Raw genomic sequence first — 12,600 nt, forward strand, 5'->3', positions numbered from 1 at the left:
CGCCGGGCCCCGCGAGTGTGACGCGCTCGTTGGGGGGACCCGGCTGGCGCTCGCCGCGGCAGCAGGCGCATGCTTGTACGCAGCAACCGATTGTACGGAGCATGCAATGGAATCTCCCCGGCTCCCGGCCCCGCCCGGGGTGGACGACCGCTGGCTCGTCTCCGACCGCCTCGGTCACCAGCTCATCCGCGTCATGCGCGCGGTGGAGCGGGCGAAGGCCGGGAAGTCCGTGGGTCCCGACGGGGTCGAGCGCGCCGCCTACGTGCTGCTCGCCCGCCTCGTGCTCGAGGGACCGCGCCGGTCGAACGCGCTGGCGGAGTCCGTGCACTCGGACCCGTCGACGGTCAGCAGGCAGGTCGCCGGGCTGGTCCGCGCCGGGCTCGTCGAGCGCCGCCCCGACCCGGAGGACGGCCGCGCCACGCTGCTCGCGCCCACCGACGAGGGCCTGCGGGTGTTCCACGCCAACCGCGACCGCCGCAACCGCGAGATCGGCGCCATGACCGAGTACTGGGACGAGGGCGACCGCGTCCGCCTCGTCGAACTGCTCGAGCAGCTGGCCGGCGACCTCGAGCGCCACCACGCCCCCACCCCGCCGTCGGCCGCCGTGCGCGGCCAGGAGGCCTCATGAGCACGCCCGCCACCACCGCGGCGCCCCCCACCAGCAGCACCGGCTTCACCCACCGCCAGATCCTCGTGATCCTCTCGGGGCTCATGCTGGGCATGTTCCTGGCCGCCCTCGACCAGAACATCGTCTCGACGTCGATCCGCACGATCGCCGACGACCTGCAGGGCCTGAACCTCCAGGCCTGGGCGACGACGGCGTACCTGATCACGGCGACGATCACGACGCCGCTCTACGGCAAGCTCTCCGACCTCTACGGGCGCCGGCCGTTCTTCCTCACCGCCATCGCGCTGTTCGTCCTCGGCTCGGTGCTGTGCACGATCTCGACGACGATGTACGAGCTGGCGGCCTTCCGCGCCGTCCAGGGCCTCGGCGCCGGCGGCCTCATGTCGCTGGCCCTGACGATCATCGGCGACATCGTCCCGCCGCGGGAGCGCGCCCGATACCAGGGCTTCTTCCTCGCGGTGTTCGGCACGTCCAGCGTCATCGGCCCGGTCGTCGGCGGCTTCCTCGCCGGCCAGGACACGATCCTCGGCATCACCGGCTGGCGCTGGGTCTTCCTCGTCAACGTGCCGATCGGCGCGATCGCGTTCCTCGTCGTCTGGAACGTCCTGCGCCTGCCGCACACCCGCCGTGAGCACCGGCTCGACTTCCCGGGTGCGGCCGCGCTGGCCGTCGCGCTGGTGCCGCTGCTGATCGTCGCCGAGCAGGGCCGCGAGTGGGGCTGGGGCTCCACGTCGGCGATCGTCTGCTACGCCATCGGTGCCGTCGGGCTCGTCGCCTTCTACCTCGCCGAGCGCGCCTACGGCGAGGACGCGCTGCTGCCCCTGCGCCTGTTCCGCAACGGCGTATTCAGCCTGACCTCGATCATCGCGATCATCACCGGCGTCGGCATGTTCGGCGGCATCGCGATCGTCCCGCAGTACCTGCAGATCGTCACCGGCTCCGACCCCACGCAGGCGGGCCTGCAGATGATCCCGCTGGTCGGCGGGATCATGGTCGCCTCGATCGTCTCCGGCCAGCTGACCAGCCGCACCGGGCGCTACAAGATCTTCCCGGTGATCGGCCTCGGGCTGATGACCGCGGGCATGCTGCTGTTCCACTTCCGGCTGCACGCCGACACCCCGTACTGGGAGATCGCGCTGCTCATGGTCGTGTTCGGCCTCGGGCTCGGGAACTGCATGCAGACCCTCGTGCTCGCGGTGCAGAACGCCGTGCCGGCCAAGGACATGGGCGTCGCGACGGCGTCGGCGACCTTCTTCCGGCAGATGGGCGGCACGCTCGGCGTCGCCGTCTTCCTCTCGGTGCTGTTCTCGACCGTCGGCGACCGCATCCGCGACGCCTTCACCTCCATCGCCCCGACCCCGGGGTTCCAGGCGGCCCTCGCCGACCCCGCGGCGCTCGCGAACCCGGCCAACCGGGTCGCGTTCGACCCGGTGACGGGCGCGGCGCAGGTCGCCCAGGACTCCTCGGTGCTGCAGCGGATGGACCCGCGCCTGGCCGAGCCCTACCTCGTCGGCTTCTCGAACGCGATGGACCTGGTCTTCCTCATCGCCGCCTGCGTCATCGCCGTCGGCTTCGTGCTCGTGCTGTTCCTGCGCGAGGTGCCGCTGCGCACCCAGTCCGGGATCCAGGCCCGCAGCGCCGAGGGAGCGGACGGGGCCGAGGGCGCGGCGCCGGCCGCCGCGATGAACACGCCGGCCTCGACGCCGCCGGTCCCGGCCGCGACGGCCGCCGACTGGGGCCCGCCGGACACCGCGGACGCCCGCCCGGTGCACGCCGCGGCGACCGGCCCGGCCGGCCCGACCGTCCACGGACGCATCACCGGCACCGGCGGCAGCCCGGTCACCGCGCAGGACGAGGTCACCGTCTCCCTGCACGGCCTCGACGGTGCGCCGATCCGGCGCACGGGCATCGACGACCGCGGCGGCTACACCCTCGCCGCGCCGGCCGCGGGGACCTACGTGCTCATCGCCGCCTCGCCCCGGCGCCGCCCGTTCGCGGAGCTCGTCACCGTCGACGGGGTGCCCGTGCGCCGCGACGTCGCGCTGGCCCGCGTCGCGACGCTGGGCGGGCGCGTCACCGAGACCGACGGGACGCCGGTCGCAGGGGCCACGGTGACGGTCACCGACCGGGCCGGCGGGGTGGTCGGCGTGCGCCGCAGCGACGCCGACGGCCGCTGGGACGCCGGGGAGCTGTCGCCCGGCGGCTACACGCTCACCGTACTGGCCCCGGGCCGCGGGCCGCAGGCCTCGCGCGTCGACGTCGACGACGAGGGTGCCCGCGGGGACGTCACGGTGCCGCCGGCGCGCTACGGCCTCGTCGGCGCGGTCCGCACCGCGAGCGGGGCGCCGGTGCCGGAGTCGCTGGTGGTGCTCGTGGGCCGCGACGGCGGCGTGGTGGCCTCGGCGGTCACGGGTGCCGACGGCCGGTTCCGCTTCGACGACCTCGCGCCCGGCCGGCACATGCTCACCGCGAGCGGGTTCGCGCCGGTCAGCAGGCAGGTCGTCGTGGACGGCGGTGTCACGCCCGAGGGCGTGGAGCTCCTGGTCACGCCCCCGCAGCCCGCCCCGTCGGGGCGTCACGAGGAGCGCGAGCCGGACGCCGACCTGACCCGCACGGGCCGCTGACGACGGCCGCCGGGACCACGGTCCCGGCGGCCGGCGGGTCCTACGAGGTGGCGGGCTGCTTGAGGTCCTCGGCCCGCTTCAGCGACGCCTTGATCTCGGCCTCGGCCTCCGCGCGCCCGACCCAGGAGGCGCCCTCGACGCTCTTGCCGGGCTCGAGGTCCTTGTAGACCTCGAAGAAGTGCTGGATCTCCAGGCGGTCGTACTCGGAGAGGTGGTGGATGTCGCGCAGGTGCTCCTGGCGGGGGTCGCCCGCCGGCACGCAGAGCACCTTGTCGTCGCCGCCGGCCTCGTCGGTCATGCGGAACATGCCGATCGCACGGGCGGAGACCAGGCACCCCGGGAACGTCGGCTCCTGGATGAGGACCAGCGCGTCGAGCGGGTCGCCGTCCTGGCCGAGCGTCTCCTCGATGTAGCCGTAGTCGGCCGGGTACTGCGTGGCCGTGAAGAGCGTGCGGTCCAGCCGGAGCCGGTTGGTCGTCTTGTCCATCTCGTACTTGTTGCGGACCCCCTTGGGGATCTCGATCAGTACGTCGAACTCCACGGCGTCGCTCACCGCTTCCTGTGCTCGGTTCTTCACAACGTCGGCCGCGACTCCTCGCGTGGACCCGCCCCCGTGGGTCGGCCGAGGGTCCCCGCCCTTCTCTAGTGTGGGGCACCGGCCGGGGTGACCCGGCACACCGTCGGGTGACCCGGCTCTCGTCCGGGTGAGGTGAACTGCAGGTGAGGAGGGGTGCGGGGCGTTGAGCGGCGACGGTCACCGCGCGGTCCCCGACGCGTCATCCGCCGTTCGCCGGTGGGGCCTGCGCCTCCTGAGCGTCGCGGTCGTCGTCGCCCTGCTGGCCGGTGTCGTCGTCGGCGTGACGCTCACCGCGCCGTCGTTCGCCCGCGCCGCGGGCCTGCCGGTGACGCTGCTCGGCGGCGAGGCCGCCGACCCGCCGGACCCCACGACACCCCGGCTGCGCCTCGCCGCGGTCGGCGCCGACGCGCCCGCGCCGACCCCGGCCGGGCTCGCGACGGCGCTCGACGCGCGCGCCGCCGCCCTCGGCGACCTCACCGGCGCCGTCCTCGACCCGGCCACCGGCACCGCGCTCTGGAGCCGCCGCCCCGACGACCCGCAGGTGCCGGCGTCGGTGACGAAGCTGCTGACCAGCGCCGCGGCCCTGCTGCGCCTCGACCCGACGATGCGGCTGACGACCTCGGTGGTCGCCGGCCCGACCCCGGACACGATCGTGCTGGTCGGGGGCGGGGACCCGACGCTCTCGTCGCTGCCCGCCGGGCGCCAGACCGTCTACCCCGACGCCGCGCGGCTCGACGACCTCGTCGCCGCGGTCAACGCGTCGCGGGCCGGCCAGCCGCCGGTGACGCGCGTGCTGGTGGACGTCTCGCACTACGAGAACGGCGGCGGCAACGGCGTCGCCGCCGGCTGGGACCCCACCGACGTCGCGAGCGGGTTCGTGGCGCCGATCGTGCCGGTGATGCTCGACGGCGGCCGCAGTGACCCGACCCTCCTCGACGTGCCGCGCACCGCCACCCCGGCCTCCGACGCCGCCCGCGAGCTCGGCGCCCGCCTCACCCGCGGCGGCGCCGCGCCGACGGTGGCCGTCGGCACCGCGCCGCCGAACGCGGCGGTCCTCGGCCAGGTGCAGTCGCCGCCGGTCACCGAGCTCGTGCGCACCGCGCTGCAGAACTCCGACAACGTCCTCGCCGAGGCCCTCGGGCGCGAGGTCGCCCGCGCCGTCGGGGAGCCGACGACCTTCGAGGGTGCCGCCCGGGCCGTGATCCGCGTGCTGGGCGAGGCGCAGATCGACACCGACGGCGTGGTGCTCTCCGACACCAGCGGGCTCTCGGTGAACGACCGGGTGCCCGCGAACGCCCTGTCCGGGGTGCTCGCGCCCGCCGCCGCCCCGACCGGCGCCGACCCGCGCACCGCCGCCCTGCGCCCCCTGCTCGACGGGCTGCCCGTGGCGGGCGGGGGCGGCACCCTCGCCGAGCGCTACGTGCCCGGGACGCCGAGCGCCGACGGCCGCGGGTGGGTGCGGGCGAAGACGGGGACGCTGACGGCCGCGAACGCGCTGGCCGGCGTCGTCGACACCGCCGACGGGCGCACGCTCGTCTTCTCGTTCATGAGCAACGGCGTCGACCAAGGCACCGCCCGCCCGCGCCTGGACGCGCTGGCCGCGGCGCTGCACGACTGTGGCTGCCGGTAGGAGCCGCCGCCTGCCGTCCCGGGTCGAGCTCCGCAGGCTCCGTCTCCCGCGACGTACGGTGGAGCGGTGACCGTCGACCTGACCTCCGCGCCCCGCGGCACGGGGCTGCCCGTCGACTGGGGCGTCGCGATCGCCACCGGCACGCGCCTGGTGCCCGCCGGCCCCGCGGTCTCGCCCGCCGAGGCCGCCGCCGAGGTGGCCCGGCTGCGCGAGGGCGCCCGCATCTCCGAGGGCCACGTGCGCGCGCTCACCGGTCTCGGCGCCGGCCTGCCGGTGCCCGAGGCCGACGTCGTCGACCGCCCCGGGTGGATCCACTCCGCCGTCGACGGCATCGCCGCGCTGCTGGCCGACGCGCCGCTGCCCGGCCCGCCCGACGGGATCGTCGGCAGCACCGTCGGGCGCGTGACGCGCTCGGCGGCCGGGCTGCAGATGGGCACGCTGCTGGCGTTCCTCGGCAGCCGGGTGCTCGGGCAGTACGACCCGTTCGGCGGCCCCGAGCAGGCCGGGCGCCTGCTGCTCGTCGCGCCGAACGTCGTCGCCGCCCGTCAGGCGCTCGAGGTCGACGGCGACGACTTCGCGCTGTGGGTGTGCCTGCACGAGGCCACCCACCGGCTGCAGTTCACCGCCGTCGACTGGCTGCGCGACCACTTCCAGGGCGAGGTCGCGGCGTTCGCCGGCGGCTTCGACCGCTCCGCGTCCGGGGCGGTCGACCGGCTGCCCGAGATCGTCAAGGCGATCCGCCGCGAGCCGCCGCGTGACGGGATGGCGCTGGTCGAGATGTTCCAGGGCCCCGAGCAGCGCGCCGTCCTCGACCGGCTGCTCGCCCTGACCACGCTGCTCGAGGGCCACGCCGAGCACGTCATGGACGCCGTCGGGCCCGCCGTGGTGCCGTCGGTGGCGACGATCCGGGCGCGCTTCACCCACCGGCGCCGCGGCGGCAGCCTCGTCGACCGGCTGCTGCGCACGCTGCTGGGCGTCGACGCGAAGATCCGGCAGTACGAGCAGGGCCGCGTGTTCGTCGACCACGTCGTCGCGCGGGTGGGCCTCGACGGCCTCAACGCGGTGTGGACCTCGCCGGACACCCTGCCCCGGCGTGCCGAGATCACCGACCCGGACGCCTGGGTCGCCCGCGTCCACGGCTGACCTCCCGTGGCGCGCGTGCCGGAGCCGGTCGCCGAGGTCCGGCGCGCGGTGCGCGAGGTGCTGGGTGACGCAGCGAACGTCCTATCGGCGCGCTCCCCTGAATTCGCTGCCTCTCCGCGCGCGAACTCCCCGTTGATCATCGCGTGCTCCGGCGGCGCGGACTCCCTCGCGCTCGCCGCGGCCGCGGTGGCCGTGGCGCCCGGCGAGGTGCACGGCGTCGTCGTCGACCACGGCCTGCAGGACGGCTCCGCCGCGCATTCCGCGCGGGTCGCGGGGCAGCTGCGCGGGCTCGGGGTGACGGGCGCGGAGGTCGTCGCCGTCGAGGTCGGCACCGCGGGCGGGCCCGAGGCGGCGGCGCGCGCGGCGCGGTACGCGGCACTGCGCGCGGTGTCGCGGACGCACGGGGACGCGCCGGTGCTGCTCGGGCACACGCTCGACGACCAGGCGGAGACGGTGCTGCTCGGGCTCGGGCGCGGCTCGGGGGCGCGCTCGCTCGCGGGCATGGCCGCGTGGGACCCGCCGTGGTGCCGACCCCTGCTCGGCGTGCGCCGGGCGACGACCCGGGCGGCGTGCGCGGCGCTGGATCTCCCGGTGTGGGACGACCCTCACAACGCTGATCCGCGCTACACCCGCGCGCGGCTGCGTCACGAGGTCCTGCCGGCGCTCGAGGAGGCCCTCGGCGGCGGTGTCGCGCCCGCCCTCGCCCGCACGGCCGCGCAGCTCGCCGACGACGACGCCGCGCTCTCCGCCCTGGCCGGGCAGCGTCTGGACGTGCTCGTGGACGCCGACGGGTCCCTCGACGCGGTGGCCCTCGCCGCGGAGCCTCCCGCCGTGCGCCGGCGCGTCCTGCGGTCGTGGCTGGCCGCGGCGGGCGCCCGGGAGCTGTCCGACGCCCACCTTCGTGCTGTGGACAACGTCGTCGCGCAGTGGCGTGGCCAGGGCGTCCCGCCCCTCCCGGGCGAGTTGGTGGTGGTCCGGGCACGTGGCAGGCTTCGGGTGCTCGAGGGCCCCGGCGACGACCCGGGTGTCCCGGCCCGCCCCGCCGGGCCGTCCCCGAACCGGTGAGGAGCCCGACAACGGTGTACGACGGCGACATCGCGTCCGTACTGATCACCGAGGAGCAGATCCAGGACAAGATCGCCGAGCTGGCCGAGGAGATCGCGGCCGGGTACGGCGAGGGCGACTCGGATCTCGTCCTCGTCGGCGTCCTCAAGGGCGCCGTGATGTTCATGACGGACCTTGCCCGCCGGCTGCCGATGCCCACGCAGCTCGAGTTCATGGCGGTCAGCTCGTACGGGTCGTCGACGTCGTCCTCGGGTGTCGTGCGCATCCTCAAGGACCTCGACCGGGACATCTCCGGGCGCCGCGTGCTGATCGTCGAGGACATCATCGACTCCGGCCTCACGCTGTCCTGGCTGCGCAAGAACCTCGAGTCCCGCGGGCCGGCGTCGCTCGACGTCGTGACGCTGCTGCGCAAGCCGGAGGCGGCCAAGCTCGACGTGGACGTCGCGTACGTCGGCTTCGACATCCCGAACGAGTTCGTCGTCGGCTTCGGGCTCGACTACGCGGAGCGCTACCGGGACCTGCCCTACATCGGCACGCTCGACCCGCACGTGTACGCCTGATCGCTGAACGTTCACTCAGTCAAACGGGACCCCGGGCGGAAGCGCTCGGTGACCACTGGATAGCGTCCGCCACATGGCGGGTTCGCGTCGCTCTCTGTGGCTCGTCAACGGAGCCATTGCTCTGGTGGTGCTGCTCGCCGCCGGGGGCACGATCGTCGCGCTCACGGCGAGCGGCGGTACCGACGACGCGGGCCTGCGGACCACCCCCGTCGGCCGCGGCACGGTGGCCGAGACGGTCACCGCGTCCGGCGCGGTCACCAGCGCCCGGAGCTCCACGCTGAACTTCGCCGGGGGTGGGCGCGTCGCGGACGTGCGCGTCGCGGTCGGCGACCGCGTAGAGGCCGGCGAGGTCGTCGCGACCCTCGACGCCGAGTACGCCGACGCCAACCTCGACGCCGCCCGGGCGCAGCGCGACTCCGCCCGCCAGGCGCTGCGTGACGCCCGCGAGGCGCGCGACAACCCGACGACCAGCGCGGCGGCGCCGGCGCAGCAGCCGGCGGCGGGCGCGGCGGGTGCTCCCGCAGCCGGCATGCAGCCCGTCGCACCCGCACCCGCCCCCGCTCCCGGCGGGCCGGGCGGTCCCGGAGGGCCCGGCGGCGCCGGTGGTCAGGGCGGGCCGGGCCTCATCGGCGGCAACGGCGGCCACGGTGGTCAGGGCGGAGCCGGCGGCGCGGGTGGTCCGCAGGCGCCCGCGGCGCCCCAGCAGCAACAGCAGAACGCACCGCTCATCGGCGTCAACGGACTGCGCAGCATGCCCACCGCCGACCCGAAGGCCGCACCCGCCGCCGCGCCGGCGCCGCCGACCACGACGCCTCCCGCCGGCGGTGGCGCCGCGGGCGGCGCGTCCGGGGCGGGCGCCGGAGCCGGTGGCGGCGCCGCCGCGACGACGCCCGAGGGTCAGGTCGCGTCCGCCGAGGCGCAGCTGGCGCAGGCGGAGGCGTCGGTGATCCAGGCCGAGAACGCCGCCGAGGACCTCGAGCTCTCGTCGCCGCAGGACGGCACGGTCGTGAGCCTCGACATCGGACCGGGCCAGCTCGTTCCCGCCGGCGGCACGACGACGAGCTCGACGTCGTCGGGCAACCCCACCGGCGGCACGCTGCCCGACGGCACGGCCGGGGGCACGGGCGCCGCGGCCGGTGCGGCGGCGGCGGGCGCCTCCGGGGCGAGCAGCGCCGGGGGTGGCGGCGCCACGGGCGGGGGCGGCTCGTCGGTCACGGGCTCGCCGAGCACGCCGGCCGCGTTGACGATCCTCGACCTCACGTCGTTGCAGATCCGCGCGGACGTCCCCGAGCTCGACGTGGGCCGGCTCGCGGTCGGCCAGCCGGTCGAGGTGTCGGTGAACGCGCTGCCCGGGCAGGCCTTGCCGGGCACCGTGACCGCGATCGACCTCCTGCCCGGCGCCGGCACGTCGGTCCAGTACGGCACGGTCGTGACGCTGACCGGGCCGCCGCCGAACCTGCGCCCCGGGATGTCGGCGAGCGTCGCGGTCACCGTGCAGGAGTCGCCGAACGTGGCGTTCCTGCCGTCCGTGGCGGTCATCCCGATCGGCGGCGAGGGGGCGACCGCCGGGACGGTGCAGGTGCTGGGGCCCGACGGCACGCCGCAGCCGCGCACCGTGGGCCTCGGGCTGAGCTCCGACACGACCACCGAGGTCCGCTCGGGCCTCGCGCCGGGCGAGCTCGTCGTCCTGCCCGGCCCCGACACGGCCAACCCGTTCGGTCCCGGCCAGGGCCCGCCGCCGAGCACCCAGGGCGGTCAGGGCGGCGGGGGATGACCGGGAAGGTCGAGCACGTCCTCGACGTCCGGAAGCTCTCGAAGGTCTACGGCGCGGGCGAGACCGCGGTCCACGCGCTGCGCGACGTCGACCTGACCGTGCGCCGCGGCGAGTACGTGGCGGTGATCGGCCAGTCCGGCTCCGGGAAGTCGACGCTGCTGAACATGCTCGGCTGCCTCGACGCCCCGACCTCCGGGCGCTACCTGCTCGAGGGCCTCGACGTCGCCGACCTCGACGAGCGCCAGCAGGCCGTGCTGCGCAACCGGCAGATCGGCTTCGTGTTCCAGGCGTTCAACCTCATCCCGCGCACCACCGCGCTCGCGAACGTCGAGCTGCCGCTGGTCTACGCAGGGGTGGGCCGGCGGCGGCGGCACGAGCGGGCGATGGCCGCCCTGGCGCTCGTCGGACTGCAGGGCCGCGAGGACCACCGCCCCAACCAGCTCTCCGGCGGCCAGCAGCAGCGCGTCGCCGTCGCGCGTGCGCTCGTCACGTCCCCGGCCCTGCTGCTCGCCGACGAGCCCACCGGCAACCTCGACTCGCAGAGCACCGCCGACGCGCTCGCCCTGTTCGACCGCCTGCACGCCTCGGGCCGGACGATCGTGCTGATCACCCACGACGACGAGGTCGCCGAGCGGGCGGAGCGGGTCGTGGTGGTCTCCGACGGGCGCCTGACGGAAGCCGGCGCGCGGCGATGAGCGTCGTGGAGATCGTCCGCTTCGCGGTCCGCGGCCTGATCGCCAACCGGCTCCGCTCGCTGCTGACGATGCTCGGGATCATCATCGGCATCGCGGCGGTCATCCTGCTCACCGCGCTGGGCAACGGGGCGTCGCAGTACATCCAGGGCCAGATCGCGGGGCTGGGCGCCAACAGCATCACGGTCCTGCCGCGCCAGCCCCCCGAGAGCGCCGGCACCAGCGGGCGCCCGCTGACCACCGGTGACGTGCGCGCGCTCGCCGACCCGCAGGGTGCCCCGGACGTCGCGTCGGTCTCGCCGGTGGCGCAGCTGTCGGCGTCGGTCGACGCGGGACGGTCGCGCACCGACGCCACCGTCGTCGGCAGCACCCCGTCCTACTTCCCGGGCGCCAACGTCCAGATCGGCACCGGGCGCGCCTACACCGACGCCGACGTCGAGGCCGGGCGCAAGGTCATCCTGCTCGGGCGGACGGTCGCCGACGACCTCTTCGGCGTCGGCTCCGATCCCGTCGGGCGCGACGTGCTCGTGCGCGGGGTGCCGTTCGACGTGATCGGCACGCTGGCGCCGGCCGGCCAGGGGCAGGGCCTGGCGAACCCCGACGAGAACGTCCTCGCGCCGATCACGGCCGTGCAGGGATCGCTGACCGGCTTCGGCGACCTCAGCCAGATCGTCGTGCAGGCGCGCTCGACCGAGGCGCAGGCCGCCGCGGAGAGCGAGATCAACAGCATCCTGGACCGCCGGCACGGCATCGAGAACCCGGACAACCGCGACTACCAGGTGCTCAGCGCCCGCCAGCTCGCCGACGTCCTCGACGACACGCTCGGCGCGTTCACGCTGCTGCTGGCGGCGATCGCGGCGATCTCGCTGGTGGTCGGCGGCATCGGGATCACCAACATCATGCTCGTGTCGGTGACCGAGCGGACCCGCGAGATCGGCATCCGCAAGGCCCTCGGCGCGCCGCCGTCGGCGATCCTCGGCCAGTTCCTCGTCGAGTCGATCATCCTGAGCGTGGTCGGCGGCATGCTCGGCGTCGCGGTGGGCTACGCCGGGACGCTGGTGCCGCTCGGCGACTTCCGGCCGGTCGTGCTGCCCTCCGCCGTCGTCGCCGCGGTCGGCGTCTCGGCCGCCATCGGCATCTTCTTCGGTGCCTACCCCGCCCGCCGTGCCGCGCGCCTGCGGCCCATCGAAGCGCTGCGCCGCGAGTGAGGCGCGCCCCCGGGAGGACCTCGTGACCCAGCCATCCGACGGCGACCGGCCGACCGACACGTCCTCGACCACCGAGCAGATCCCGGTGCCGCAGGCCGCGCGCCGCTCGGACCCGCCGCCGCGCAGCTCCCGCACGGCGGAGCAGGAGCGCCCGGACCCGGACCGCGCGGACCCGGACCGCGACGAGGACCGGACGCAGCAGGACCACGCCGCGACGGTGCTCGACGAGCCGGTGGACGACGTCGACCTCGCGACCCGCCTGCGACGTCCCGGCCTGGCGCGCTCGACGCGGATCCTGCTGCTCGTGCTCGGCGGGATCGTCTGCCTCGCGCTCGGTGCCTTCGTCGGCCGCGCGACGGCCCCGGACACCGGGCCCGGCTCGGTGCCCGACCTGCTCGGCGTCGTCGAGTCCGTGCAGCCCACCGGCGGCGGCTTCCCGATCGTCACGGTCCGCGCGGGCGACGGCACGCAGACCGCGCTGCGCACGACGGCCGGCACGAGCGTCGCCGTGCCCCGCCTCGACGGACCCGCGGGCCTGCGCGTCGGCCAGCAGGTGACCGTGCACGCGGAGCGCGGCACCGACGGCGCGATCACCGCGGTGCGCGTCGACGTCCCCGCGGGCCCCTGAGCGCGCCCCGGTGAGGGAGCGAGGGACTCCCCGGCTGCGTCACAGGCAGCGAGGGACGCCCTCGCTCCGCG

11 protein-coding genes are annotated in these 12,600 nt (G+C 75.8%); 10 read left to right on the forward strand and 1 reads right to left on the reverse strand.

The annotated features are described in order from the left end of the window. Positions 1-106: 106 nt before the first annotated feature. Together WCD58_RS07910 and WCD58_RS07915 are read left to right on the forward strand one after the other, a co-directional pair. Complete coding sequence (locus WCD58_RS07910) at positions 107-628, forward strand: MarR family winged helix-turn-helix transcriptional regulator (protein WP_337701352.1); 522 nt, start codon at positions 107-109, stop codon at positions 626-628. Next, a complete protein-coding gene (locus WCD58_RS07915; protein ID WP_337701354.1) occupies positions 625-3,252 on the forward strand; it encodes an MFS transporter in 2,628 nt (875 codons plus the stop codon). The genes WCD58_RS07910 and WCD58_RS07915 overlap by 4 nt, the downstream gene beginning before the upstream one ends. 40 nt (positions 3,253-3,292) lie before the next feature. Here the strand turns inward: WCD58_RS07915 and WCD58_RS07920 are convergent, their stop codons facing one another. Beyond that, positions 3,293-3,793 carry an inorganic diphosphatase gene (locus WCD58_RS07920; RefSeq protein WP_337702015.1) on the reverse strand — a complete coding sequence of 167 codons (501 nt, stop codon included), beginning with the start codon at positions 3,791-3,793 and terminating at the stop codon, positions 3,293-3,295. 199 nt (positions 3,794-3,992) lie between these two features. On the opposite strand from WCD58_RS07920, the gene dacB reads away from it, so the two are divergent. The 8 genes from dacB (at position 3,993) to WCD58_RS07960 (ending at position 12,529) form a co-directional block, all read left to right on the forward strand. Continuing rightward, on the forward strand, positions 3,993-5,459 hold the full coding sequence (gene dacB, locus WCD58_RS07925; protein WP_337701355.1) for a D-alanyl-D-alanine carboxypeptidase/D-alanyl-D-alanine endopeptidase: 1,467 nt from the start codon (positions 3,993-3,995) through the stop codon (positions 5,457-5,459). Between the two features lie 66 nt (positions 5,460-5,525). Continuing rightward, on the forward strand, positions 5,526-6,602 hold the full coding sequence (locus tag WCD58_RS07930; protein ID WP_337701357.1) for an Rv3626c family coenzyme F420 biosynthesis-associated protein: 1,077 nt from the start codon (positions 5,526-5,528) through the stop codon (positions 6,600-6,602). Positions 6,603-6,608: 6 nt separating this feature from the next. Beyond that, positions 6,609-7,667 (forward strand): tRNA lysidine(34) synthetase TilS, encoded by a 1,059-nt coding sequence (tilS, locus tag WCD58_RS07935; protein WP_337701359.1) that lies wholly within the window; start codon positions 6,609-6,611, stop codon positions 7,665-7,667. Between the two features lie 14 nt (positions 7,668-7,681). Continuing rightward, positions 7,682-8,227 (forward strand): hypoxanthine phosphoribosyltransferase, encoded by a 546-nt coding sequence (hpt, locus tag WCD58_RS07940; RefSeq protein ID WP_337701361.1) that lies wholly within the window; start codon positions 7,682-7,684, stop codon positions 8,225-8,227. A 73-nt stretch (positions 8,228-8,300) separates the two neighbouring features. Beyond that, entirely contained in the window at positions 8,301-10,001 is a 1,701-nt protein-coding gene (locus WCD58_RS07945) for an efflux RND transporter periplasmic adaptor subunit (protein WP_337701363.1), read from the forward strand. Next, positions 9,998-10,696 (forward strand): ABC transporter ATP-binding protein, encoded by a 699-nt coding sequence (locus WCD58_RS07950; RefSeq protein WP_337701366.1) that lies wholly within the window; start codon positions 9,998-10,000, stop codon positions 10,694-10,696. The genes WCD58_RS07945 and WCD58_RS07950 overlap by 4 nt, the downstream gene beginning before the upstream one ends. Then, positions 10,693-11,901 carry an ABC transporter permease gene (locus tag WCD58_RS07955; protein ID WP_337701368.1) on the forward strand — a complete coding sequence of 403 codons (1,209 nt, stop codon included), beginning with the start codon at positions 10,693-10,695 and terminating at the stop codon, positions 11,899-11,901. Before WCD58_RS07950 ends, WCD58_RS07955 begins: the two co-directional genes overlap by 4 nt. A gap of 22 nt (positions 11,902-11,923) precedes the next feature. Then, positions 11,924-12,529: a hypothetical protein gene (locus WCD58_RS07960; protein ID WP_337701370.1), complete on the forward strand. Its 606-nt coding sequence runs from the start codon at positions 11,924-11,926 to the stop codon at positions 12,527-12,529. Positions 12,530-12,600: the final 71 nt, after the last annotated feature.

This window comes from Actinomycetospora flava, from assembly GCF_037400335.1.
Classification (GTDB): Bacteria; Actinomycetota; Actinomycetes; order Mycobacteriales; family Pseudonocardiaceae; genus Actinomycetospora; species Actinomycetospora flava.

Bases quoted from the DNA above. Each gene is read 5' to 3' on its own strand.
- WCD58_RS07910 (WP_337701352.1), top strand. From the start codon at position 107: ATGGAATCTCCCCGGCTCCCGGCCCCGCCCGGGGTGGACGACCGCTGG.
- WCD58_RS07915 (WP_337701354.1), top strand. From the start codon at position 625: ATGAGCACGCCCGCCACCACCGCGGCGCCCCCCACCAGCAGCACCGGC.
- WCD58_RS07945 (WP_337701363.1), top strand. From the start codon at position 8,301: ATGGCGGGTTCGCGTCGCTCTCTGTGGCTCGTCAACGGAGCCATTGCT.
- WCD58_RS07950 (WP_337701366.1), top strand. From the start codon at position 9,998: ATGACCGGGAAGGTCGAGCACGTCCTCGACGTCCGGAAGCTCTCGAAG.
- WCD58_RS07955 (WP_337701368.1), top strand. From the start codon at position 10,693: ATGAGCGTCGTGGAGATCGTCCGCTTCGCGGTCCGCGGCCTGATCGCC.